Origin of the sequence: Wenyingzhuangia fucanilytica, from assembly GCF_001697185.1 — a bacterium.
Lineage (GTDB): Bacteria > Bacteroidota > Bacteroidia > Flavobacteriales > Flavobacteriaceae > Wenyingzhuangia > Wenyingzhuangia fucanilytica.
The window spans coordinates 1,878,502-1,903,711 of sequence record NZ_CP014224.1; the positions used below are offsets into that span (position 1 = coordinate 1,878,502).

Annotated in this window: 19 protein-coding genes and 1 pseudogene; 18 read left to right on the plus strand and 2 right to left on the minus strand. The window is 31.9% G+C overall.

Annotated elements, in window-relative coordinates; translation table 11 throughout:
- The first annotated feature begins 141 nt into the window (after positions 1–141).
- The 8 genes from rplS to AXE80_RS07650 all read left to right on the plus strand — a co-directional run bounded on the left by rplS (position 142) and on the right by AXE80_RS07650 (position 11,163).
- Entirely contained in the window at positions 142–495 is a 354-nt protein-coding gene (rplS, locus tag AXE80_RS07615) for a 50S ribosomal protein L19 (protein ID WP_068828769.1), read from the plus strand.
- A 200-nt stretch (positions 496–695) separates the two neighbouring features.
- Positions 696–2,906, plus strand: coding sequence for an NADP-dependent isocitrate dehydrogenase (locus AXE80_RS07620; protein ID WP_068825978.1), 2,211 nt, complete (start codon positions 696–698; stop codon positions 2,904–2,906).
- A gap of 127 nt (positions 2,907–3,033) precedes the next feature.
- Entirely contained in the window at positions 3,034–3,399 is a 366-nt protein-coding gene (locus AXE80_RS07625; protein ID WP_068825980.1) for a hypothetical protein, read from the plus strand.
- A 250-nt stretch (positions 3,400–3,649) separates the two neighbouring features.
- Positions 3,650–6,193 carry a TlpA family protein disulfide reductase gene (locus AXE80_RS07630; protein ID WP_068825982.1) on the plus strand — a complete coding sequence of 848 codons (2,544 nt, stop codon included), beginning with the start codon at positions 3,650–3,652 and terminating at the stop codon, positions 6,191–6,193.
- Positions 6,194–6,364: 171 nt separating this feature from the next.
- The gene (locus tag AXE80_RS07635; RefSeq protein ID WP_068825984.1) at positions 6,365–7,645 is read left to right on the plus strand and encodes an APC family permease; all 1,281 of its coding nucleotides are present in this window, start codon (positions 6,365–6,367) and stop codon (positions 7,643–7,645) included.
- Positions 7,646–7,707: 62 nt separating this feature from the next.
- The gene (locus tag AXE80_RS07640) at positions 7,708–8,316 is read left to right on the plus strand and encodes a YkgJ family cysteine cluster protein (RefSeq protein ID WP_068825985.1); all 609 of its coding nucleotides are present in this window, start codon (positions 7,708–7,710) and stop codon (positions 8,314–8,316) included.
- Between the two features lie 65 nt (positions 8,317–8,381).
- A complete protein-coding gene (locus AXE80_RS07645; protein WP_068825986.1) occupies positions 8,382–10,301 on the plus strand; it encodes a mechanosensitive ion channel family protein in 1,920 nt (639 codons plus the stop codon).
- The gene (locus AXE80_RS07650) at positions 10,282–11,163 is read left to right on the plus strand and encodes a mechanosensitive ion channel family protein (RefSeq protein ID WP_068825988.1); all 882 of its coding nucleotides are present in this window, start codon (positions 10,282–10,284) and stop codon (positions 11,161–11,163) included. The genes AXE80_RS07645 and AXE80_RS07650 overlap by 20 nt, the downstream gene beginning before the upstream one ends.
- Before the next feature lie 34 nt (positions 11,164–11,197).
- Here AXE80_RS07650 and AXE80_RS07655 read toward each other — a convergent pair whose 3' ends face one another.
- Positions 11,198–12,349, minus strand: a complete 1,152-nt coding sequence (locus tag AXE80_RS07655; protein WP_068825990.1) for a class I SAM-dependent methyltransferase — start codon at positions 12,347–12,349, stop codon at positions 11,198–11,200.
- 107 nt (positions 12,350–12,456) lie between these two features.
- Between AXE80_RS07655 and AXE80_RS07660 the strand changes: the two genes are divergently transcribed.
- The 8 genes and pseudogenes from AXE80_RS07660 to AXE80_RS14270 all read left to right on the plus strand — a co-directional run.
- A complete protein-coding gene (locus AXE80_RS07660) occupies positions 12,457–13,776 on the plus strand; it encodes a heparan-alpha-glucosaminide N-acetyltransferase domain-containing protein (protein ID WP_157359374.1) in 1,320 nt (439 codons plus the stop codon).
- Between the two features lie 102 nt (positions 13,777–13,878).
- The gene (gene purL, locus AXE80_RS07665) at positions 13,879–17,556 is read left to right on the plus strand and encodes a phosphoribosylformylglycinamidine synthase (protein ID WP_068825994.1); all 3,678 of its coding nucleotides are present in this window, start codon (positions 13,879–13,881) and stop codon (positions 17,554–17,556) included.
- A 656-nt stretch (positions 17,557–18,212) separates the two neighbouring features.
- Positions 18,213–18,578 carry a DUF2200 domain-containing protein gene (locus AXE80_RS07670; protein WP_068825996.1) on the plus strand — a complete coding sequence of 122 codons (366 nt, stop codon included), beginning with the start codon at positions 18,213–18,215 and terminating at the stop codon, positions 18,576–18,578.
- Between the two features lie 259 nt (positions 18,579–18,837).
- Positions 18,838–19,788, plus strand: a complete 951-nt coding sequence (locus tag AXE80_RS07675; protein ID WP_068825998.1) for an SDR family NAD(P)-dependent oxidoreductase — start codon at positions 18,838–18,840, stop codon at positions 19,786–19,788.
- Positions 19,788–20,900, plus strand: a complete 1,113-nt coding sequence (locus AXE80_RS07680; protein WP_083194618.1) for an MBL fold metallo-hydrolase — start codon at positions 19,788–19,790, stop codon at positions 20,898–20,900. The genes AXE80_RS07675 and AXE80_RS07680 overlap by 1 nt, the downstream gene beginning before the upstream one ends.
- 5 nt (positions 20,901–20,905) lie before the next feature.
- On the plus strand, positions 20,906–21,817 hold the full coding sequence (locus tag AXE80_RS07685) for a helix-turn-helix domain-containing protein (RefSeq protein WP_068828771.1): 912 nt from the start codon (positions 20,906–20,908) through the stop codon (positions 21,815–21,817).
- Positions 21,818–21,820: 3 nt separating this feature from the next.
- Positions 21,821–22,336 (plus strand): hypothetical protein, encoded by a 516-nt coding sequence (locus tag AXE80_RS07690; protein WP_068826000.1) that lies wholly within the window; start codon positions 21,821–21,823, stop codon positions 22,334–22,336.
- A 70-nt stretch (positions 22,337–22,406) separates the two neighbouring features.
- Positions 22,407–22,532, plus strand: a pseudogene (locus AXE80_RS14270) (DUF2200 family protein); the annotation flags it as partial.
- Positions 22,533–22,603: 71 nt separating this feature from the next.
- On the opposite strand, the gene AXE80_RS07695 reads toward AXE80_RS14270, so the two are convergent.
- Positions 22,604–23,116: a VOC family protein gene (locus AXE80_RS07695; RefSeq protein WP_068826002.1), complete on the minus strand. Its 513-nt coding sequence runs from the start codon at positions 23,114–23,116 to the stop codon at positions 22,604–22,606.
- A gap of 157 nt (positions 23,117–23,273) precedes the next feature.
- Here AXE80_RS07695 and AXE80_RS07700 point away from each other — a divergent pair, with 157 nt between their 5' ends.
- Both AXE80_RS07700 and AXE80_RS07705 read left to right on the plus strand, forming a co-directional pair.
- Positions 23,274–23,549, plus strand: a complete 276-nt coding sequence (locus tag AXE80_RS07700) for a winged helix-turn-helix transcriptional regulator (RefSeq protein WP_068826004.1) — start codon at positions 23,274–23,276, stop codon at positions 23,547–23,549.
- 178 nt (positions 23,550–23,727) lie between these two features.
- Positions 23,728–25,164: a toll/interleukin-1 receptor domain-containing protein gene (locus tag AXE80_RS07705; protein ID WP_068826006.1), complete on the plus strand. Its 1,437-nt coding sequence runs from the start codon at positions 23,728–23,730 to the stop codon at positions 25,162–25,164.
- Positions 25,165–25,210 lie beyond the last annotated feature (46 nt).

The following is a 25,210-nucleotide window of genomic DNA, read 5'->3' on the forward strand; positions in this document are numbered from 1 at the left end:
AATAAAACGAGTTCTTCTTGTTTTTTTTCAGAAAAACCACTCATATTTATTTTTTTGTTATTATTTTTGCAGTCCTGAATTAACCTCTGACGAAACTCGTGAATGTTGTTTCAGATAACAACCATTATAAAATTATATAAAATGGAATCTTTAGTAAAATTTGTACAAGACGAATTTGTAGCAAAAAAAGAATTACCAAACTTTAAAGCAGGAGACACTATTACTGTGTACTACGAAATTAAAGAAGGGGCTAAAACAAGAACTCAGTTCTTTAAGGGTGTAGTTATCCAAAGAAGAGGTAGTGGAGCATCAGAAACATTTACAATTCGTAAAATGTCTGGAACTGTTGGTGTAGAGCGTATCTTCCCAATCAACTTACCAGCTATTCAAAAAATCGAATTGAACAAACAAGGTAAAGTTCGTAGAGCTAGAATTTACTACTTTAAAGAACTTACTGGTAAAAAAGCAAGAATTAAAGAAGTTAGACGTAAATAATCTCTTTTTATTCTTAACACCTAAAAGCTCAATACGTTTGTATTGGGCTTTTTTCATAAAAAATAGCACAGCTTTTATAAAAGGTGTTATGTTTTTAACACCCTGTTAAAAAAGATAATATTATTAGTACATTTGCAAAACTTTATAAACTTACTAGTTTATAATTTTAGAAACTCATTAACAATTTTTAAAGAATTAAAATGGCAACAGAAAATTCAAAAATCATTTATACACTTACAGACGAAGCACCTGCTTTGGCTACGTATTCATTATTACCAATCATCAAAGCTTTTACTAGCAAGGCTGGTATAGAAGTTGAAACTAGAGACATTTCTTTAGCAGGAAGAATATTAGCTAACTTTCCTGAATTCTTAACTGATGATCAAAAAATTTCTGATGCTTTGGCTGAATTAGGAGAATTGGCTAAAACTCCTGAAGCAAATATTATCAAATTACCTAATATTTCTGCTTCTATTCCTCAGTTACAAGCTGCTATTAAAGAATTACAAGATAAAGGATTTAACATTCCTAACTATCCTGCAAACCCAGCTAACGATGAAGAAAAAACCATCAAAGCTAAATATGCTAAAGTATTAGGTTCTGCAGTAAACCCAGTATTACGTGAAGGAAACTCTGACCGTAGAGCTCCAAAGGCTGTTAAAAACTACGCTAAGAAAAACCCACACTCTATGGGGGCATGGGAAAAAGATTCTAAAACTCACGTAGCTTCTATGGAGGCTAATGATTTTTATGGATCAGAGAAATCTACTACTATTGAAAACGCTACAGAGTTTAAAATTACTTTTAACGGATCTGACTTAAAAGGATTTGCTCCTTTACAAGCAGGAGAAGTTATTGACTGTTCTGTAATGAGTATTAACTCATTAAAAGAATATGCTGCAAAAGAAATTGCAGATGCTAAAGCTAACGGTGTATTGTTGTCATTACACATGAAAGCTACCATGATGAAGGTTTCTGACCCTATTATTTTTGGTGCTATTGTAGAAGTTTTCTATAAAGATGTTTTTGAAAAATACGCTGATTTATTTGCTGAATTAGGAGTTACTGCAACCAATGGTTTAGGTGATGTATATGCTAAAATTGCTGGACACGCTAAAGAAGCAGAAATAAAAGCTGCTATTGAGGCTGTTTACACTACTTCTCCTGATGTAGCTATGGTAAACTCAGACAAAGGAATTACAAACTTACACGTACCTTCTGATGTAATTGTAGATGCATCTATGCCTGCTATGATTAGAACTTCTGGTCAAATGTGGAACAAAGACGGAAAACAACAAGATACTAAAGCTTTAATTCCAGATAGATGTTATGCTGGAGTTTTCCAAGCAACTATCGATTTCTGTAAAGAAAATGGTGCTTTTGACCCAACTACTATGGGAACTACTCCTAACGTAGGATTAATGGCTCAAAAAGCAGAAGAATACGGATCTCACGATAAAACTTTCCAATTAGAAGAAGCTGGAACTGTAGAGGTTGTTGATAAAAACGGAAACGTTTTATTATCTCAAGACGTACAAGCAGGTGATGTTTTTAGAATGTGTCAAGTAAAAGATGCTCCTATTCAAGACTGGGTAAAGTTAGCTGTTAACAGAGCAACTGCAACAGGAGTTCCTGCTGTATTCTGGTTAGATGAAAACAGAGCTCACGATGCTGAAATTATCAAAAAAGTAAACAAATATTTAGGAGATCACAATACTGATGGATTAGAAATTTTAATCAAATCTCCTATTGAAGCGACTAAATATACATTAGAAAGAGTAAAAGCTGGATTAGATACTATTTCTGTAACAGGAAACGTATTGCGTGATTACTTAACAGATTTATTCCCTATTTTAGAATTAGGAACTTCTGCTAAAATGTTATCTATTGTACCATTAATGAATGGAGGTGGATTGTTTGAAACTGGTGCTGGAGGATCTGCTCCTAAACACGTTCAACAATTAATTGAAGAAAACTACTTACGTTGGGATTCATTAGGTGAATTCTTAGCTTTAGCGGTTTCTTTAGAGCACTTAAGCGGAAGATATAACAATCAACAAGCTCAAGTATTAGCAGATACTTTAGATGCGGCTACTGGTCAATTCTTAGACAATGACAAATCTCCTACTCGTAGAGTTGGTGGTATTGACAACAGAGGTTCTCACTTCTACTTAGCATTGTACTGGGCACAAGAATTAGCTGCTCAAGATAAAGATGCTCAATTAAAAGAAATCTTTACTCCAGTTGCTGAAGCTATGGCTCAAAACGAAGCAAAAATTGTTGAAGAAATGATTGCTGCTCAAGGAAAATCAGTAAATATTGGAGGTTACTACAAATTAGATCAAGAGTTAACTTTTGATGTAATGAGAGTTAGTAAAACTTTAAACACTATTATTGACGGAATTGCTTAATCGTTAATAAATTAAAATATTAAAAACCTCACTAATTAAATTTAGTGAGGTTTTTAGTTTAAGAATATTATTTAATATTTAAATGCTATTACTATATTTAGTATCAAAATACCAAATTTAAACTATTATGAAAACCGGGGCTTTATTAACCATTCTTGTATGTGAATTACTAATTTTAATGATGATGTCTGTAGACATACAATCTAGCTCACTTAGCTTTGTAAGCACATTGGTTGTTGTAGTAATTGTAGCTTTTTCTTTTTCTGCATTGTTACAAAATGTAAAAAGTCTTGCGAGTAGTAAAAAATACGGAATCAGTGGCCTTATAGGTGTGATTGCTGGATTATTTTATTTTTGGTGGGCAAGCAAACACTTTGAAACTATAGTAGGATGGTTAAAAACCTACGGATTGTATTTTCTATTTATCATGATTTTCATCTGTGCCTTGTTTTTATATTCTTATAAAGGAGATAAAAAAGAACCGAAAATTTAAAACTAAAAAACGCTTAAAAAAACTCTCAATAAAAATTATTGAGAGTTTTTTTTATACCCTTTGATAGATTACAACCTTTTACCATACTGAGTATTAACACAGCCTAAAACAAACCATTTATAACAATAAATTAGAGATATTGCTTTTTCCAAATTCTAATAAAATAATACTCAAATCTTTCCATACATAACCGCTTACTAATTTATAAAGCTATAAAAAGAACAGATATACTATTTTTAAAAAAAAAAATATGAAAAAGAAATTATTTACCTATTTACTTACATTATTAACATTAACAGCGTTTTCACAAAAAATTGTAGAAAACCCTGATTATGGACTAAGCACACTACCAGGTACTATTAGCAAAATTGAAATATTAGACAATGAAACTATTCTACATTTCCATTTAAAAACAACGCCTAACTCAAAATATAGTATCCCTAAAAAAACATATATACAAGACCTAAATAGCTCTGATAAATTATTTATTACCAAAGCAGAAGGGGCTAGAATATCTAAATGGGAAACCGTGTCAGAATCAGGAGAAGCAGATTACACATTATACTTTCCTAAAATAGATAAAAATGTAAAAACCATTGAGTTTGGAGAAGCAAACAATGGTGGTAGTTGGTTTGTTTATGATATTGTTATTGAGGCCGATGAAAATGCCATCACCCCAAAAGATCTTTTAGGTAATTGGTTTAAAACAGATGGTAGTAACTCGTATACATATAGTTTTAACTCTAAAAACGTTATAGCAGATAAGGAATTATGGAACTATAAATCTGTGAAATCTAAAAAAAATAAATACACACTAGTCTTAGAAAAAAATGGAGCAGAAAAAACTATTAACGCTAAGTTAAATAAAGATGGTACCCTAACTGTTAAGGAAGATAAAAACAAAAAAGAAACCTACAGTAAAACCATTGTTTATAATATTAACTACCATCCCGAAAATAATGAAGGATTAAAAACGCCAGATTTTAAATTAGGAACTGCTACCTATTCAGGAATCATCAAAAATTACACTCCTAAAATTGGTATTAAAACAGGGATGGTCTATGTAAATAATTCTTTTACAGGAGAACAAGAATCACATCTAGTTAAAATTGCCGAAAACGGAACATTTTCAATTGATTTTCCTATTACACATCCTCAATTTGTGTTATCTCGCGTCTTTAACAACAATCAATACATTTTTGTAGCACCAGGAAAAGAAACTTTACACATCATAGATAGTCGTAAGAGTTTTTTTATGGGTGATTTGGCACAAATCAATACAGATATAGAAAAAATGAAAAACATAAGAGTCTTAGGAATTACTCAAGAGATTCGTAAAAATATTTTACAAACCAACCCTTTAGATTTTAAAGTTATCATACAAAAACAACAAACAGAAGCTTTACAACAATTAGAAGAACTAAGTAAAACTACTTTTATCAGCAATAAAGGATTAGAGTTAAAAAAATTATCATTAAAATATCAGGCATTAACAGGTATTCTATCTTATGGCATGTATTCTAGCTATGCAAAAAGAAACCTAAAACCCGAAGAGTTAAAAGACCTTCCTGAATATAAAATTGATAAAAATTATTTATCAGAAATCACTCCTGATGTTTTAAATAACCAAAAAGCCATCATGACTGAAGGTTATGGACATTTTACTAACTACTTTACTCACTTAGAACTCTTTTCTAACGATGGCAAAGATCATATTGATACAGACGAAATTTTAGCATATTTAAAAAATCAAAATTTAGAGGTCTCTCAAATTTATATTGATGCCTTAAAGAACAAAAATCTTTTAAATACTCCCGAAAAACAAGAAAGAGAAAATGAGTTTAACAAAAAATACAGAATAAGACTTAATGGTTTTCTAAGAGCAAACAGTAAGGCGTACAATAAAATTATAGAAGAAAACCCGAATAAAGATCCTTTACAAGTTTTAAAAGAACAACTTAAAAAGGAAGGAAAATTAAGTTCTTTAGATGAAGAACTACTCATTGCTGCAAACAACAAAACTACTCCTGAAGAAAAAGCTGCCGAGAAAAAATTCCAAGAAAAATACGGAGAAAATCTAAAGGAATTCTATAGCAAATATTCTAAAAACTTAACTTTATTTTATAGCCAGAGATATATTAAACGCAGAGTAAATAAGATGAGAAATGTACTAAACATAGATCAATCTTTTGTGTTTAACATCGTTACACTTAGTGGCTACGCTCAGTCATTACAAAGAAATATGGTTCCTTATACAGATAAAGAGATTAGTACTATTAAAAAAGAAATCACAGACCCTATTATTGCTCAACAAATAGAAATTGTCAACAATAATATAAAATCTACCATAGAAGCCAATAAAACCAAAACAGGTTATCACGTAAATAAAATAGATAAAAACGAAGGAGATGAACTATTTGAATCGATGATTGCTAAATTTAAAGGAAAAGTAATTTATGTAGATTTTTGGGCTACATGGTGTGGACCTTGTATTTCTAGCATCAAAAAAATTGTTCCTCTTAAAGAAGAAATGGCAGATAAGGATGTAGTGTTTTTATACATCTCTGCTCCTAGTTCACCAGAAAACACTTGGAAAAACATGATTCCAAATATTAAAGGTGAACATTATAGAGTAAGTAATGATGAATGGAATTATTTAACTGATAAATTTAACATCCGTGGAATTCCTCACTATGCTTTGGTAAACAAAAAGGGGGAATTGGTAAACCCAAAACTTGGACACAATAATAATACAGGGATTAAAAAAATATTAGAAACCGAGTTAAATAAATAAAATATCTATAAAGATGTATTCATAAACTAAATAAGGATGTGTAAACAAACACATCCTTATTTTTGTTTAAAACTTATTGCTTTTGCCGTATTCATTTACAGAATAAAAAAGGAATTGATAAAAATATTTATTATGTTAGATTTTAGTTTTTTAAAATCTACCTAAAAGTTTATGCAAGACTTAAAAAGAAAAGTTGGTGTTTTAGGATTAAGTGCCAATATTATTAACACCATTGTAGGAGCAGGAATATTTTCTTTACCTGCAATTGTTGCTGCAAGTCTTGGATCGGCTAGTATTTTTGCCTACTTGTTTTGCGGAGTATTGGTAGTTTTAGTAATGCTTTGTTTTGCAGAAGTTGGAAGCAAAGTTACTTCTTCAGGAGGAGTATATGCCTATTTACAAGCTGCTTTTGGCCCTTATTTTGGTTTTTTAACTGTCATTCTTTTTGCAATATCTACCATTTCTGCAGATGCAGCGGTTACCAATGCTGTGGCAGATGTTTTGGGTTCTATTTTTCCTTTTTTTAAAGAACCATTGATCAGAATTTTATTTTGTTTTCTTGTCTTTTTTGGATTAGGCTACATCAACGTAAGAGGTGTTAAAGAAGGAATCAATCTTGTTAAATTTATTACCATCACCAAGCTCATTCCCCTACTCCTATTGGTTTTATTCTCTTGGGGAAATATTTCAATTTCATCACTAACTATTGAGGCTATTCCCAATATTTCAACCATAGGAAAAGTTTCTTTATTATTATTTTTTGCCTTTCAAGGAGCAGAATCTGGATTATCTATTAGCGGAGAAGTCATCAACCCTAAAAAGAACATCCCCAAAGCCATATTTATAAGTATTACAGGTGTTTTAATACTTTATATCTTAATTCAGACCGTGGCACAAGGAGTCCTTGGAGATTCACTGCCAAATTTTAAAGAAAACCCATTGAGTGAAGTTGCCAAGAACATTGTAGGTCCTATAGGATTTACTATTCTAACCATTGGAGCCGCAATATCTATGTTTGGATATTTAAGTAGCGAAATATTAAGTATTCCTAGAGTTTTATACGGAGCCGCAAAAGACAAAGTTTTGCCTGTTGATATGCTAGCAAAAATTCACCCTAAATTTAAAACTCCTTATATTTCCATTATAATCTATTCCTTTTTAGGTTTTGTTTTTGCAACCCTTGGAGGATTTGAACAATTGGCAATCTTTTCTAGTGCAACAATCCTATTGGTTTATCTAGGAGTCTCCTTATCGGTTATCAAACTAAGAAAAGATAAAACTAGTGATGAAAATAATTTTAAACTTCCGGGAGGTTATCTAATTCCTATTTTATCTTCTTTGGTAATTGCCCTTTTACTTGCTAATTTATCTCTGCATGAAGTGACTAGTATTCTCGTCCTCATCCTTGTATTATCTATTATATACTTTTTAAAAAAACATCAATTAAAGTAAACAATCATTCTATTAATTTTTTAACAACGTATTCTTTTTTGACCTACATTCGGTAAAAATTTATGTCGATAGAACGCAAAGTAAAATTGGTAGAAAACTTATTTTACCAATTAGAGCAACAAACGGCTCAATTTCAAAAAACATCAGGCATAGACTGTGTTGCTGGTTGCGGAAAATGTTGTACACATCCAGCTATTGAAGCTTCTCCTTTGGAATTTTTACCATGGGCTTTTCACTTATTTTTAAACGATGAAACTGAAAAAATGCTCGATACAATAAATGAAAAACAATCTCCTACTTGTTTATTATACACACCACTTTCAATTATAGATTCAAACAGTGGTAGCTGTAGCAATTACAAATACAGAGGTTTAATCTGTAGATTGTTTGGTTCTGCCGCCAATACAGATAAATATGGAAAACTAAGGTTAACTACTTGTAAAATTATAAAAGAAGGACAGGTTGATAAATATAATAATACTGCAGAAGCAATCAACCATGGGTTGTCTGTACCTGTTTTTACTGATTATTATATGCAATTAAATCAAATAGATTTTCACTTAGGAAATCAAATACTACCTGTAAACAAAGCCTTAAAAATAGCCATAGAAGAAGTATTACAGTATTATGCCTACAGACCTTTTCCTAACAAATTAAAAAAAATAGCTTAACCTTTTTTGACATTCTACTATTGTTGAAAAAAAATGTATCTTGTTATTAACTGAACTAACAAACTATGAAACTTATTTATACGTACATCGTACTTTTATTTTTATGCTTTTTTAATACTTTTAGCTTTGCTCAAGACAAAACTACAGCTACAGACAGTATTCAAAAATCTAATGATAGTATTGCACAAAACAACGATTCTATCAACCTTGCTTTATTAGATAGTTTTAATAAAAAACTGTTTGAAATTCAGCAAAAAAGAGAAGCAGATTCTATCAAAAAAGTAGAATTAGAAAACACTTTAAAATCTCTTAAAACCACTGATAATCTTCAAAAAGAAGAATTATTAAAACAGTTAAAAGAAATTGAACAGAGTGAATTGGATAGAATTTCTGAAAAGAAAGCTAGAATTGATGCTTTAAGAAAAACGGCTAAAGGATTTCCTGTTATTGGAGTTTTACAAGATACTTTATTTGCTATTTACACAAAAATAGGATCTTCTACACCTAAAGAAAGAGCCAACAGTATTTCTAAAAAAATAGAAAACTTATACAATGATGATTTCTTGAATATTGAGGAAATTCAAGTAATGAAATATGAAAATAGTTTTGATATAGTCTATAGAGAAATTATCATCATGAGTATTTCTGAAGCCGATGCTATTTGGTACAATCATACTATAGAAGACACTGCAGAAAGATTTAAAAACACTATTAAAACTGCTATTTCTACCGCCAGAGAAGAAAATAGTTTAAAAAAATTATTAATCCGTATTGCCTTAACCTTAGGGGCTATTTTAATTACATGGCTAGTTATCAAATTTGTAACTCGTATGTTCTTAAAACTTGATAAAACCATTACAAAAAACCAAGAAAAATGGTTAAAAGACATTAAGTATAACGATTATGTAATTGTATCTACCGAACAAGCTTTGGTGTTGGTTTCTTATTTGGTAAAAGCTTTTAAAATTATCATTTATGTAATTCTACTATACATTACACTCCCTATTATTTTTAGTATTTTCCCTTTTACTAGAGACTGGGCTGATAAATTATTCCGTTTAATTTGGGATCCTTTTACAAATGTTATAAGCAGTATTGTTTCCTTTTTGCCCAATTTATTTAGCATTGCTGTAATTTATTTTGTGATGAGTTATTTCATCAAATTTGTAAAGTACATCTTTAATGAAATTAAAAACGGTAAATTAAAAATCAATGGTTTTCACGAAGACTGGGCCATGCCTACTTTTGGAATTGTAAAAGTATTATTATATGCTTTTATGGTGGTTCTAATTTTTCCTCACTTACCAGGAAACGATTCAAAAGTATTTCAAGGAGTGTCCGTTTTTGTGGGTATATTATTCTCTTTAGGATCCTCAACAGCAATTTCTAACATGGTAGCTGGTTTGGTAATTACTTATATGCGTTCTTTTAAATTAGGAGATAGAATTAAGTTTGGAGATATTATGGGTGATGTGGTTGAAAAAACATTATTGATTACTCGTTTAAAAACCGTTAAGAATGAAATTATTACTGTTCCAAACGCTACTATTTTAGCAAGTAACATTATCAACTACTCTAGTATTGCAGATGAAAATGGATTGATTTTACACACTACAGTAACTCTTGGTTATGATGTGTCTTGGAAATTGGTTCATGAAACGTTAATTGAAGCTGCTCTTAGAACAGAAGCCATTTCTAAAATCCCAAAACCTTTTGTATTACAAACAAGTTTAGATGATTATTATGTTTCTTATGAGTTAAATGCTTATACAAAAATTGTAGCCAAACAAGCTGTTATTTATTCTGAGCTACACCAAAATATACAAGACGCTTGTAATGAAAAAGGAATCGAAATTTTATCTCCACACTATAGAGCTTCTAGAGATGGAAATATGACTACCATTCCAAAAGATTATTTAGACAAGGACTACAAAGCTCCTAGCTTTAATGTAAATATTCATAAAGATGGACCAAATAACTCTTAACGATATATTATTTAATCCTGTTGCTGGAAAAATTGCTTTTTCTATTCTTGGTATTAGTCTTATTTGGATTATTATTAAAACCATCCAAAGAAGGCTTATCCTAAAAATCAAAGAAAATGACAATAGGTATAGAGCTAAAAAATTCAGTGGTTTTGTTGGTTATTTTTTATCTATTCTTTTAATAACTCTTGTATACAGTAACAAACTTGGAGGTTTAACTGTTGCTTTTGGAGTAGCAGGTGCTGGAATTGCTTTTGCTTTACAAGAAGTAATTGCTTCATTTGCTGGATGGCTTGCCATTGTTTTTGGAAAATTTTACAAAACCGGAGATCGTGTCGAACTTGGTGGTATTAAAGGAGATGTTATGGATATTGGTGCTTTAAGAACCACTATTATGGAAACAGGACAATGGATTCACGGAGATCAATACAATGGTAGAATAGTTTTTGTAGCCAATAGTTTTGTTTTTAAAGAGCCCGTATATAACTATTCTGGAGAATTTCCTTTTTTATGGGATGAGTTGCTCATTCCTATTCAATTTGGATCTGATTATAAAGGTGTAGAAAAACTATTGTTAGAAATTGCAAAAGAAGTGATTGGAACTTTGCCTGAAGACTCTAAAAAGAAATGGCAAACCTTACAAAACACTTACAAATTAGAAAATGTACAATACGACCCCATGGTGTCTGTAAACATTAATGATAGTTTTGTTGAATACACTTTAAGATATGTAGTTGATTATAAAAAAAGAAGATCTACAAAAACAATTCTAAATTTTAAAATTCTTGAGGCAATTGAAGCCAATAAAAACACTATTGATTTTCCTACAAACTCATTAAACATTGTAGGTTTTCCTAAATAAAAAAAGCCCTGAATTTCTTCAGGGCTTTTTTTATTTACACTTGTTTCTCCAAATAATGAAAATCTATGTGATATTGATTTTTTAAATCTTTTATCTTGTTGTTAATGTCTTTGGTATCTACTTTTTTGTTGTTTTTAGACCCTACCAACATTACATTTTTTCTAGTGTGTTCATTAGAAATAAACTCAAACACCTTAGTACTATATTGATGTTTTTCTAAGATCAAAGCACGAATGGTATCGGTAATCATTTCGAACTGGCGCTCTTTAAAAATTCCATATTTTAATAATGGACTCTCCTGCTCCACTCCTTTTAATTGTTGACGAACTTGTTTATGACAACACGGAGCACAAATTACCAAACTAGCATTGGCCACAATTCCTTTAGCAATGGCATCATCGGTAGCGGTATCACAAGCGTGTAAAGCAATTAAAATATCAATCTTTTTGTTGTCGTAATCTTGAATCAATTTGTTTTCAAACTGTAAATCTTCAAAACCACATTTTTGGGCTACATCATTGCAGTACTTAACCAATCCATCACGCAACTCAATTCCTGTTACAGAAACTTCTTTATGCCTATCATTTTTTAGATAATCGTACAAAGCAAAAGTCAAATACCCTTTTCCTGATCCCATATCAACAATCTGAATCTTTTTAGGCAATTTTACTCCGTTGATTAAACTTTCAATGATTTCTAAATACTTATTAATTTGGCGATATTTATCAGCCATTTTAGGAATAACATTTCCTTCTTTATCCGTTACTCCTAAGTGAAACAAATAATCTCTATTGGCCGCACGTTTCTCTTTAGGTCTATCGTGGGTTTCTGGCAATTTATGCGTAAAACTAGGCGCTACTTTTTTAAGAGTGATGACTTTCTTTTTAGATACAAAAACCTGAATATCATCTGGCAATGTAAACACCACTGCAGAACGAAAGGTATTCATTAACAAATCTGCCATTTGCTCTAAAGCTTCTTCCATCGAAAAATTCTTTACCACATCGTTTGTTTTATTACGATAGGTAAATTGAAATTTTTGTTCGTTTTGAATGGTTACCAATCTAATATAGATGTTCCTCAACCCATCATTTTTTCTGATAGGCTTACTAAATGTCATCTTTACAAACGTATCTGCTACAATACTGCTTTGAATCTCTTCAAAAAGCGCTTTAAATTCTTCCATAAGGCAAAACTAAGCTTTAATTAAGTGATACTAAAATAAACTATCCACAGAAATTATCATTCCAAAATAATTATGTATTTTCGCGAAAAATTTAGAAACCTAATTTATTGAAAACAAAACGATTAGACTTTATAGACATTGTTAGGTCTGTAGCTATCATTATGATGTTAGAGGGACATTTTATGACCCTGAGTTTACAAACTGTTTTTCGCAATCCCGAAAACCCTATTTACGATTTCTGGAAATTCTCTAGAGGAATTACAGCTCCTTTATTTTTATCTATTTCTGGATTGATTTTCACCTACTTATTGTTAAAAAACAAAATTCAAGGTTGGAAAAATCTAAGAGTGCAAAAAGGTATCAAAAGAACTGGTGTTTTAATCCTATTAGGCTACTTGTTACAATTTAACTTATACACCTATTTTTTTGGAGGAAGACCATTGTTTACAAGCTTAACACAAATCTTTCATGTATTACAATGCATAGGAACCTCTTTGTTTATTTTAATTAGTATTTACCTATTAAACCACTATATTTTAAAAATATCATTAGGTGTTTTATTAGCTGGATTGGGCTTAATGGTCATTATTATTTCTCCAACTATTGCAGAATTAAACTATAATAATATTCCTCGTTTTATAGAAAATATTTTAATTGTTAGCAAAGATCATTCTTTAAACACCTCGGTATTTCCTTTATTTCCTTGGTGCGGTTATGTATTTTTAGGTGGAGCTTTAGGGAATTTAATCTTCAGGTTAAAAGACAAAGCCAATCATTTTGTTTTTCCTTTTGGACTTATTGCTTTAGGTTTTTTCATCAAATACCTTACCTATCCTATTTTAAGTGGAATTCAATACTTACCTGGTTTTAACCGTTTAAAACCATTTCAATATGAATACGAACCTATTCGTTTTTCGCAAGTATTAATTTTTATTGGAATCATTATTTTGGTTCAGAAAATCATTTTAAAATTAAAAGCCTCCAAACAATTACAAATGCCTCCTTTGGTATTTCAGGTATTGCTTGCAGTAAGTTTTGCTTTAGGATGTTATTCTTTTACTTTTCCGTTAAAAAATACATCACAAAACATTATTGCTTATACTTTGTTTTTTGTCCCTATTGTAATTACCCTTTGGAAATTAACAGGATGGAATTACAAAACCTTTTTAAACATCGGACAAAATACTTTGTCTGTTTACGTGTTACATGTTATTCTTTTGTATCAAGGTTTTTTTGGATTTAGATTTGGTAGTTATATAAAAGACCAATTAAATCCGTTTTTTGCCATAGCTGGAGCCATTACCTTTGTTTTCTTCTTTTTGGCCTATACTCAATACGAACCTATTTTGATATACCAGCTCAATCGCATGAAGCTTAGATACAAAATATTTAAAAGAAAAAAACAATACAAAACCAGTACAATATAAGGGCTTTGCATTGTTAAAAATCTTTGAAAAATACCTCCTTTAAAGTCCCCAATTTTATCTAAATTTGCGCTTTAAGTAAAATTTGAACAAACTTCATTGATAATGATATTATTCTTTCAAAAAAATACGACTGTTTTTGCAGTACAAACTTCAGCTCAATCTCCTGAAAACATTCAAAAACTAGAATGGTTATTTGGAAATGCAAAACAAATAAATAGTGACAATCTTGAAGGTTTCTTTATAGGACCTCGTAGAGAAATGATTACTCCATGGAGTACCAATGCTGTAGAAATTACTCAAAACATGAGTATTACAGGTATTGAAAGAATTGAAGAATTCACAGTGGCGGCATCTAAAGATGCTACAATTGATCCGATGTTACAAAAAATGTACGAAGGATTAGACCAAGAAACTTACACTATAAACGTAGCGCCACAACCTATTTTAGAAATTGATGACATCAAAGCTTTTGATGCTCAAGAAGGATTGTCTTTAAGTGATGATGAAATTGCTTACTTAGAAGACATGTCTAAAAGAATTGGACGTAAATTAACAGATTCTGAAGTATTTGGTTTTTCACAAATCAACTCAGAACACTGTAGACACAAAATATTTAACGGAACATTTGTAATTGATGGTGAAGAAAAAGAAACTTCATTATTTAAAATGATTCGTAAAACTTCTAACGAAAACCCTAACGGAATTGTATCTGCTTACAAAGACAACGTTGCTTTTGTAAAAGGTCCTAAAGCCGTACAATTTGCTCCTAAAACAGCAGATAAACCTGATTTTTACGAAACCAAAGAGTACCAATCTGTTATTTCTTTAAAAGCAGAAACACACAACTTCCCTACTACTGTAGAGCCTTTTAACGGTGCTGCAACAGGGGCAGGTGGAGAAATTAGAGACCGTTTGGCTGGTGGTAAAGGTTCTTTACCTTTAGCTGGAACTGCGGTTTATATGACTTCTTATTCTAGATTAGAAGAAAACAGACCTTGGGAAAACTTAGAAGAAAGAAAATGGTTATACCAAACACCTATGGATATCTTAATCAAAGCGTCTAACGGTGCTTCTGATTTTGGAAACAAATTTGGTCAGCCTTTAATTTCTGGTTCTTTATTAACGTTTGAACACGAAGAATTAAACCAAAACTTATCTGATGCAGATTTAAGAACTTTAGGTTTTGATAAAGTAATTATGCAAGCTGGTGGGGTTGGATATGGTAAAGCAGAACAAGCTTTAAAAGACGAACCTAAAGGAGGAGATAAAATTGTAATTCTTGGTGGAGATAACTACCGTATTGGTATGGGAGGTGCTGCAGTATCTTCAGCTGATACTGGTGCTATGGATTCTGGAATTGAATTAAACGCGGTACAGCGTTCTAACCCAGAAATGCAAAAACGTGCTGCCAATGCCATTCGTGGTATGGTAGAAAGTGATATCAACCCAATTGTTTCTATTCACGATCATGGTGCAGGTGGACATATGAACTGTTTGTCTGAATTGGTTGAAGAAACTGGAGGATTGATTGACACAGATAAATTACCTGTAGGAGACCCTACGCTATCTGCTAAAGAATTAATTGGTAACGAATCTCAAGAAAGAATGGGATTGGTTATCAACCAAAAAGATATAGAATATTTAGAGCGTGTGGCTGCTCGTGAAAGATCTCCAATGCATACTGTTGGTGATGTAACCAACGACAACCGTTTTACTTTTAAATCTGCCACTACAGGAGCTGCTCCTATGGATTTAGATTTAAATGACATGTTTGGATCGTCTCCAAAAACATTTATGCACGACAAAACAACTCCTCGTAAATACGAAGAAGTAGTTTATGACAATAAAGACGTACAACAAAACTTAAAAACAGTTTTACAATTAGAAGCTGTAGCTTGTAAAGACTGGTTAACAAATAAAGTAGACCGTTGTGTAGGTGGTAAAGTTGCCAAACAACAATGTGCAGGTCCTTTACAATTGCCTTTAAATGATGTGGCTGTAATGGCTTTAGATTACAATGGTAAAGAAGGAATTGCAACTTCTATTGGTCACGCTCCTGTTGCTGCCTTAATTGATGAAGCTGCGGGTTCTCGTAACGCAATTGCTGAATGTTTAACCAACCTAGTTTGGGCTCCATTAGAGGAACAAATCACTTCTGTTTCTTTATCTGCTAACTGGATGTGGCCTTGTAAAAACGAAGGAGAAGATGCTCGTTTGTACAACGCTGTAAAAGCCGTTTCTGATTTTGCTATCGATTTAGGAATCAACATTCCAACAGGAAAAGATTCTTTATCTATGAAGCAAAAATATCCTAACAAAGATGTAATTGCTCCAGGTACTGTAATTATTTCTGCAGTAGGTCACTGTAACGATCTTAAAAAAGTAGTAGAACCTGTATTCTCTAAAAAAGAAGGAAACGCTATTTTCTATGTAGATTTTTCTTCTGATGCATTTAAATTAGGAGGATCTTCTTTTGCACAAGCCTTAAACAAAATTGGAACTCAAGCTCCAGATATTAAAGATGCTGCCAAGTTTAAAACAGCCTTTAACACCATTCAATCTTTAATCGAAAAAGGATTGATTACTGCTGGTCACGATATTTCTGCGGGTGGATTGATTACTGCTTTGTTAGAAATGTGTTTTGCTGATGTAAACTTAGGGGCTAATATTAACATTTCTGCTTTAAACGAAGCTGATACTTCTAAAGTATTGTTTGCTGAAAATGCAGGAGTGGTTATTCAAACCCTAAATCCATCAGAAGTAGAGGCTATTTTAGCTGAAGCTGGATTAAAATTTGCCAACATTGGTACTACTGTAGAAACAGAAGTAGTAACTTTAGTAAACGGAAATACTACAGAAGTATTTAACGTAGCTGAATTAAGAGATGTTTGGTACAAAACTTCTTACTTATTAGACAAACAACAATCTGGAGAAGCTAAGGCTACTGAAAGATTTGACAATTATAAAAACCAAGCTTTAGACTTTACTTTCCCTGCTCATTTTACAGGAAAGTTACCTAAGATTGCTGCAGGTAAAAAACCAGTGGCAGCTGTATTACGTGAAAAAGGATCTAACTCTGAACGTGAAATGGCTAACGCTTTATACTTAGCTGGTTTTGAAGTAAAAGATGTTCACATGACCGATTTAATCTCTGGTCGTGAAAACTTAGAAGATGTAAACTTTTTAGCTGCCGTTGGTGGATTCTCTAACTCTGATGTGTTAGGTTCTGCTAAAGGATGGGCTGGAGCATTTTTATACAATCCAAAAGCAAAAGCTGCTTTAGACAACTTCTACGCTCGTAAAGACACTTTATCTTTAGGAATTTGTAACGGTTGTCAGTTGTTAATCGAATTAGGATTGATTAACCCAGAGCACGCAGAAAAGCCTGCAATGGAACACAACGATTCTCATAAGCACGAATCTGGATTTACCTCTGTAACCATTCAAGAAAACAACTCTGTAATGTTAAGCACTTTAACCAATGCTACTTTAGGAGTTTGGATTTCTCATGGAGAAGGAAAATTCAACTTACCATATTCAGAAGACCAATACAACTTGGTAGCTAAATATGGTTACGAAGGATATCCTGCCAACCCTAACGGATCTAGCTACAACACTGCTATGATGAGTTCTGAAGATGGACGTCACTTGGTAATGATGCCACATATTGAGCGTTCTATTTTCCAATGGAACTGGGCTAACTACCCTGCTGATAGAAACGATGAAGTTTCTCCATGGTTAGAAGCTTTTGTAAACGCTAAAGAATGGTTGGCGAAGTAATGATAGTACTGAGTAATGAGAAGTGAGTAGTGAGAGGTTAGCAACAAAATCCTCTCGTCATTCTAAACTCGTTTCATAATTACATAAAACAAATAAAAACCCCACTAATATTCTAGTGGGATTTTTTTATTCCTAAATATTTATAGTGGGTTGTTAGGAGAGAGAATTGAGTAGAGAGTATTGAGATGCGAGATGTGAGATGTGAGATGTGAGATGTGAGATGTGAGATGTGAGATATTAACAAAACCTCTCGTCATTCTGAACTCGTTTCAGAATCTCATAAAACTATTAAGCTGTCTATTCAAGTAATCGGAAAATAACGCCAACAAAAAAGCAACGGTACTTTTTGTAAACTGAAACGTTTCAGTTCGTAAAGAGCAACGTTCCAGTTTGGAAAGAGAAACGTTCCTCTTAAACAAAAGCACCGTACCATTTTAAAATTGCAACGTTTCTCTTTTTTAATACCTGTTTTTTTCAAAAAAAGCAACTACAAAACCATTAGTCAAACCTAGTTTGGCAATATTGGTGATAAGCTTTAAACAGTTCCGTTATTCTAAACTTGTTTCAGAATCCCATTAATATTCTAGTCGTATATTTTACCTTGAAACCTATAGTGGTTTTTATAACTTTAGGTTTTAGTGAAAAATAGATATCATATGAAAGCTACAGCCGAACATCATGAACGTATAGCAAAATTAACCTTTGCCGAAGTTTACCCACACTATATTACCAAAGTGGAAAAAAAAGGACGAACAAAAGCAGAACTCCACCAAGTGATTCATTGGTTAACAGGTTATAATGAGGCCAAACTTAAAGAATTCATTAACGAAAAAGTAACCTTTGCTACTTTCTTTAAACACGCTACCCTAAACCCCAATGCAGAACTCATTAAAGGAGTGATTTGTGGATATAGAATTGAAGAACTAGACAACACCTTAACCAAACAAGTAAGGTATTTAGACAAATTGGTAGATGAGTTGGCCAAGGGGCGTAAAATGGAAAAAATTTTACGCAGCCAATAAACCAATTTATTTAACAAATATTAAAAACTACAACGTTTTGTGGATAAATAAACATTCCTTTTATCTATAAATAATCCGTAGTTATATAAATATCAATAAACTTCTGTAAACTCAAATGTAAAATATGGTTGAGTATAGAGAAGTTGGGTGTAATTATCACTCAAACCAAAAAGTATCCAACATTTGAAAATCCGTATAAAAAATTAAGACTACACTACCCGACCTTTGTCTTATAATTTTAATTTAAAAAATAGACAAAATGAATACAAATCAATTTGGTGAAAAAGGTTGGACACCAGACAGAATTAAAAAATTAAATGGTAAAACATACGTCATAACAGGAACTACAAGTGGAACAGGTTTTGAAGCAACAAAAATTCTACTTTCAAAGGGAGCGAAAGTTGTAATGCTTAATAGAAATCTTAAAAAAGCCAAAGGCACTATTGCAATATTAAAACAAGAATTAGGAGAGGCGATTGATATAGTTAACATTCAAATGGACTTATCTAAGCAGTCCTCCGTAAAAAAAACGGCTGAAGATGTATTAAAAACAGTTCCTCAAATTGATGCACTTATTTGTAATGCAGCAATTGCCCAAGTGCCTAAACAAACGATAACTGTAGATGGTTGGGAGAGTCAAATGGGAACGAATTACTACGGTAATTGGACATTACAAGCTTTATTGTTTCCTCTTATTGAAAAGTCCAAAGGACGAATTGTAACAGTAGGAAGTTTGGGATATGATATGGGCATTAAAACCATTAAATTTGATGACTTGAATTGGGAGAAAGACTACACGCCAAATAATGCTTACAGCCAAAGTAAACTGGCACAAATAATGTCTATGTACGAATTACAAGATAGATTGAAAGAAGCTGGAAAAACAGATGTTAAAGCCTATGCGTGTCATCCTGGTTCTTCAAGAACCAACTTAATAAATTCTAGTGGCAGTTTTATGATGAAATTCATCTTTAATTTAATGAAATTGTCGCCATTAACACAATCGGCTGAAAAAGGTGCTTACCCCGAGGTAATGTGTGCTATAGAACCAAATTTAGACGAAAGCGGTTTTTACGGACCAACAGGAAGAAATAATTGGACTGGTCCAGTGGGAGCTCACAAAATAAAATCACACGCTAAAGATAAAACAGTAGCAAAACGACTGTGGGAACTTTCAGAAAAAGAAACAGGTATAAATTGGAACATTTAATGGCTTTAATTAAAAAAATAATGCTTGGACTACTATTTATCATCATAATTATTGGTGTCGGAACACTAATCTTTTTAAATACTGAACGGTTTGGAAAACATCCATCAGGAGAACGTTTATTAAAAATAGAACAATCATCCAACTATAAGAATGGGAGTTTTCAAAACCTGAATGACACACCTATGCTTACAGAAGATGTTAGCTATAGCAAAGTGATGTATGAATTCCTTTTTTTGGCAAAAGCCAAAGAGCCTTCTGTTAAAATACCTTCGGTTAAAACTAATTTGAAAGCACTTAAAGCAAATGAAAATGTGCTGATATGGATGGGACATTCATCTTACTTTATGCAATTGGATGGTAAAAAGATATTGGTTGACCCTGTTTTAAGTGGTAATGCGTCACCACTTTCTTTTACCACTAAAGCTTATGATGGAACCGATATTTATACAACCGATGACATCCCAGAAATAGATTATTTATTTTTATCACACGACCATTGGGATCATATGGATTATAAAACACTGAAAAAGTTGAAACCAAAAATTAAGAATATCATTACAGGCCTTGGTAATGGTGCGCATTTAGAGGCTTGGGGATTTAATCCAGAAGTGATTTTAGAAGGTGATTGGTACGATTCTTTTAAATTTGAAAAAGGATTTGAAATACATATAACGCCTGCAAGACATTTTTCAGGAAGAGGATTTAAAAGAGCAAAAACATTATGGGCATCTTTTGTCTTAAAATCACCAAGTGCTACAATTTATATTGGTGGCGATAGTGGATATGATACGCATTTTAAAGATATTGGAAATAAATTCGGGCCTTTTGACTTGGCAATTCTTGAAAATGGCCAATATGATGAAAAATGGAAGTACATTCATATGTTACCAGGCGAACAAATAATAGCCGCAACAGATTTAAATACAAAAGCTATTTTACCTGTGCATTCAGGAAAATTTACCTTGGCCAATCACAATTGGGACGAACCATTTGTGAATATTACAGATGAAGAAAATAGGAAAGACTTTAAAATAATAACGCCAATGATTGGAGAACAAGTAAACTTAAACGATAGTTTACAGCAATTTAAGGATTGGTGGAACCTAAAATAATAGAAATGAAACATTTTAAAACATTATCATCATATTTAGAATATATGCAGCTTCCTCGTCCAGAGCATCCAATGTTGAGTGTTTATACAGCAAAGGGAGATGAATTTTTGCCTTGTCCGAGAGAAAGTTCACCTCCCATTTCAACCGATAGTTATTCTATTAGCTTTAAGAAAATAATAAAAGGAAATATAAATTATGGTCGAACAAAATACGATTTCACTAATGGTGCTTTAATTTTTATTGCACCTAGACAAGTGGTACAATGGGATAGTAGTATCATTTTTGAACAAAAGGGGTTTTCGATAAATTTTCACGAAGATTTTCTGAAAGGAACAGCATTAGCTCAACAGATTAAGAAATATAATTTCTTTTCTTATTCAGCTAATGAAGCATTGCACCTTTCGCCAAAAGAAGAAAAGCAAATAGAATCGATAGTAAATAATATTGAAATAGAATACCAAAACAACCAAGATGAATTCAGTAAGGAAATCATCATTTCTCAATTAGACACGCTATTGAAATATGCCAATCGTTTTTACGAAAGACAGTTTTTGAATAGGAAAGAGTTATCAAATGACTTGTTGGAACGTTTTAACTTGCAATTAACTGAATACTTTGAATTAGGACTTGTACAAAAAAAGGGGATTCCAAATATTGAAGAATTAGCAAATATAATGTCCGTTTCGCAACGTTACTTAAGTGATACACTTAAAAAAGAAACAGGTAAAACAACTACAGAGCATTTACACTTACGCTTAATAGATGAAGCAAAAAATATTTTATTAAAACCAAATAAAAGTATTTCAGAAGTAGCCTATGAATTGGGATTTGAATATCCACAATATTTTTCCCGATTATTCAAAAAGAAGGAAGGTATCAGTCCAACGGAATACAGAGAAAAATATAAATTAAATTAAACAATGGAACTATTAAAACTAGCCACAGAATGGGCAAAAGCCGAAGTATTTTCAACACGTTTCTTTATTTTATTCGCGGTTGGATTTTTAATTACTAGTGTTGGATTTTGGCAAATGGGAAAAACAGATTTGGCAAAAGCCTATATCATTCCTATGTTAGTCGCAGGCGTATTACTTTTAGTAATTGGTAGCGGTCTTAATTATACCAACGTTCAAAGAATTAAACAATTTAAAAAGGACTTCAACACAGATTCTTCTGCCTTTTATCAATCAGAAATTAAACGTTCTGAAAGTACTTTAAAGGAATATACAATTGTATTTAAAGTAATTCCAATATTAATTATTGTAGCCACATTATTAATCCTGCTAGTTAACACACCAACTTGGAGAGCAATTAGCATAACAAGTATTGCGATGTTAATTGTCATTTTATTAGTTGACGGAACTGCACATTCTAGAATTGAAAGCTATTACAAAGAATTAAAATTGGTGGGTATAAAAAATGACATCAAAAAATAATTCCTTAAAACAAACTTTAAATAAGTAGCACCATTCAATACAAATCCGTTGAGAAATATTTTAATTTTCAATGATTTGTGGATATAGAATTGAAGAACTAGACAACACCTTAACCAAACAAGTAAGGTATTTAGACAAATTGGTAGACGAATTGGCCAAGGGGCGTAAAATGGAAAAAATATTACGCAGCCAATAAACCAACGCGACAATAGTTTTATTTGCTTAGTTAAATGTTTGTCAATTAATCAACGGTGTTACCAACTTCTTTTATTTTGAATAAGCCCCCGAAGAATATGTAAGTTCATAACTATGCGTGTAGATTTCAAATACAATTCCAAATGGATCTTCAACATAGCACATTTTAAAAGGCTTGTCATTAGGATAGTATTCTCTTATTGGCATTCTTTGTTTTCCTCCGTAAGACAAAATTTTATCAATAAGTTCTTCAATATTTGGATCTTGTACACAAAAATGAAATAGACCAGTATTGAATGGGTTAAATTCAGGTGCTTCTTTCACTCCATTCGGAAAAGAAAATAATTCAATTCCAATTCCGTCTGAAGTTGCTAAATGAGCAATTTCGAATTCCGTCCAATCATCTCCAAAAACGTCAATACACATTTGACCAATAGCAGTTTCTTTTTCCTTTTTGACTTTTGAAGGCTCCATAATTATGTACCAACCCATTACTTCTGAATAGAATTTTACTGCCTCTTTTATATTTGGAACTGTTAATCCTATATGTGAAAATGATTTAGGATAATTTTTATTAATTGTCATAAGTTATATTTTAGACTTCGAAATTACACTATATTTGCTTTACTGGCAATAACTTACTAAAAAGTAGTATAGTTACCAAAACGAGTAAAATAATGATAATCAACAATCTAAAGTTATAATTTTGAATAAAGAAAATAGTTGTCCTTTAAATTACACTATGAATTTAATAGGAACAAAATGGAAACCTTTAATTTTATTTCATCTATTAGAAGGCGATTTGCGTTCAGGAATATTGCAAAAGAAAATTCCAGGGATTTCAAATAAAATGTTTACACAAACAGTAAGAGATTTAGAAAAAGATGGACTTTTATCCAGAAAGGTTTTTCCTGTAGTGCCTCCAAAAGTGGAATACAGTTTAACCAACAGAGGTAAATCACTTGAAGATATTTTAAGAAGTTTGGACAAATGGGGATTGAAAGATTCTCAACATTAATTTAATTGTCTCGATTTCAAACTTGTTAAGAACTATGAGCTTTTGTGGATAAATAAACATTCCTTTTATTTATAATAATCCGTAGTTTTATAAATATCAATAAACTTCTGTAAACTCAAATGTAAAATAAGGTTGGGTTATTCGGAAGTTGTAGGCAATTTGAAAGAACCAAAACCTTATGAATCAAAAAATCTTCATTTCATACTCTTGGACGACACCCGAACACGAAGAATGGGTTCTTAGTCTTGCGAAAAGACTTATTTCTGATGGAATTGATGTTGTTCTTGATAAATGGGATTTAAAAGAAGGACACGACTTATATGATTTTATGGAATCAATGGTAAAATCACCTGAGATTAATAAAGTCTTGATTATTCTAGACAAGAAATACTCTGAAAGAGCGGACTCCAGAAAAGGTGGTGTCGGAACGGAAACTCAAATAATCAGCCCCAAAATTTATAAAGATGTATCACAGGAAAAGTTCATTCCAATAGTCCGAGAACGCAGTGAAGAAGGCGAAGCATTTATTCCAACTTATTTAGATGGCCGTGTGTATATTGATTTGTCAAATGATGAACAATTCGAAGATAATTACGAAAGTCTATTAAGGAATATCTATGGTCGTCCTTCATTTAGTAAACCTAAACTAGGTAAAGCCCCAAGCTACTTGTTTGAAGAAAGCCCACTCAATTTTAAAACGACTCATATTCTAAGGGGATTCGAAAAACAACTTCTGAATAAGCCCGACAGAGCAAATTCACTAATTCGTGACTTTCTCGAAGACTTCAAAGAGAATTTAAAGGAATTTAGCATTACCTATAATTCGAGGGATCAGATAAAAGTTGGTAAACAGATTTGTGAGAATATAAATCAATATACACCGTTAAGAGACGATTTTATTAAGTTTTTCGATATTCTAACCAACTCGAATGTTGATTTTGACATTGACATAATAATCCAATTCTTTGAAGAATTACCGTTGTTCTTTTCACCTCTTGACGACCGAAGTAGTTGGGGAACTTTTGAATTTGATAATTTCAAGTTTATCGTACACGAACTTCTCATATACTTAATTGCTGTTGGACTTAAAAACAATAACTATCATTTCATTGAAGAAATCCTTTATTCAAGCTACTTCACGAAAGACAAACACAATAGCAACAATGAAGCTAAAAGATTTGATGTATTCTACGGTCATACTGACATAATAAAACCTTATTACAATCAAACGCATTCACAGAATTTCTTCAGTGCAATGGCGGACTTTATTATCAAACGAATTCCAGATTTTTTGACTAAGCGCATTCTAGTACAAGCGGATTTACTCTGTTATCATGTATCTGAATTAAATAATCTACGATGGTTTCCGATGACCTATGTATATGACACTTCAGGTCGCTATGAGCTTTTCTATAGACTAGAATCGAAGAGACATTTCGAAAAAGTTAAGATTCTTTTTGGAGTTGATACAGTAGAACAACTAAAAGAAAAATTAAATCAACTTGAAGAAAAAGACAAAGGGAATAGTCATAGAGTTGCTTACTCGGGAGCTTTTGATTCTGTAGCACCTTTATACAGATTAATTGATAAAGATAAATTAGGAACAAAAAGATAAAAACTGCCTACAACAACGGCTATAGTGCATACCTTGCGGGACACGC

Bases quoted from the DNA above. Each gene is read 5' to 3' on its own strand.
- AXE80_RS07705 (WP_068826006.1), top strand. From the start codon at position 23,728: ATGAATCAAAAAATCTTCATTTCATACTCTTGGACGACACCCGAACAC.
- AXE80_RS07620 (WP_068825978.1), top strand. From the start codon at position 696: ATGGCAACAGAAAATTCAAAAATCATTTATACACTTACAGACGAAGCA.
- AXE80_RS07685 (WP_068828771.1), top strand. From the start codon at position 20,906: ATGAAACATTTTAAAACATTATCATCATATTTAGAATATATGCAGCTT.
- AXE80_RS07700 (WP_068826004.1), top strand. From the start codon at position 23,274: ATGAATTTAATAGGAACAAAATGGAAACCTTTAATTTTATTTCATCTA.
- AXE80_RS07680 (WP_083194618.1), top strand. From the start codon at position 19,788: ATGGCTTTAATTAAAAAAATAATGCTTGGACTACTATTTATCATCATA.
- purL (WP_068825994.1), top strand. From the start codon at position 13,879: ATGATATTATTCTTTCAAAAAAATACGACTGTTTTTGCAGTACAAACT.
- AXE80_RS07675 (WP_068825998.1), top strand. From the start codon at position 18,838: ATGAATACAAATCAATTTGGTGAAAAAGGTTGGACACCAGACAGAATT.
- AXE80_RS07655 (WP_068825990.1), bottom strand. From the start codon at position 12,349: ATGGAAGAATTTAAAGCGCTTTTTGAAGAGATTCAAAGCAGTATTGTA.
- AXE80_RS07645 (WP_068825986.1), top strand. From the start codon at position 8,382: ATGAAACTTATTTATACGTACATCGTACTTTTATTTTTATGCTTTTTT.
- rplS (WP_068828769.1), top strand. From the start codon at position 142: ATGGAATCTTTAGTAAAATTTGTACAAGACGAATTTGTAGCAAAAAAA.
- AXE80_RS07650 (WP_068825988.1), top strand. From the start codon at position 10,282: ATGGACCAAATAACTCTTAACGATATATTATTTAATCCTGTTGCTGGA.
- AXE80_RS07640 (WP_068825985.1), top strand. From the start codon at position 7,708: ATGTCGATAGAACGCAAAGTAAAATTGGTAGAAAACTTATTTTACCAA.
- AXE80_RS07630 (WP_068825982.1), top strand. From the start codon at position 3,650: ATGAAAAAGAAATTATTTACCTATTTACTTACATTATTAACATTAACA.
- AXE80_RS07695 (WP_068826002.1), bottom strand. From the start codon at position 23,116: ATGACAATTAATAAAAATTATCCTAAATCATTTTCACATATAGGATTA.
- AXE80_RS07690 (WP_068826000.1), top strand. From the start codon at position 21,821: ATGGAACTATTAAAACTAGCCACAGAATGGGCAAAAGCCGAAGTATTT.
- AXE80_RS07625 (WP_068825980.1), top strand. From the start codon at position 3,034: ATGAAAACCGGGGCTTTATTAACCATTCTTGTATGTGAATTACTAATT.
- AXE80_RS07670 (WP_068825996.1), top strand. From the start codon at position 18,213: ATGAAAGCTACAGCCGAACATCATGAACGTATAGCAAAATTAACCTTT.
- AXE80_RS07635 (WP_068825984.1), top strand. From the start codon at position 6,365: ATGCAAGACTTAAAAAGAAAAGTTGGTGTTTTAGGATTAAGTGCCAAT.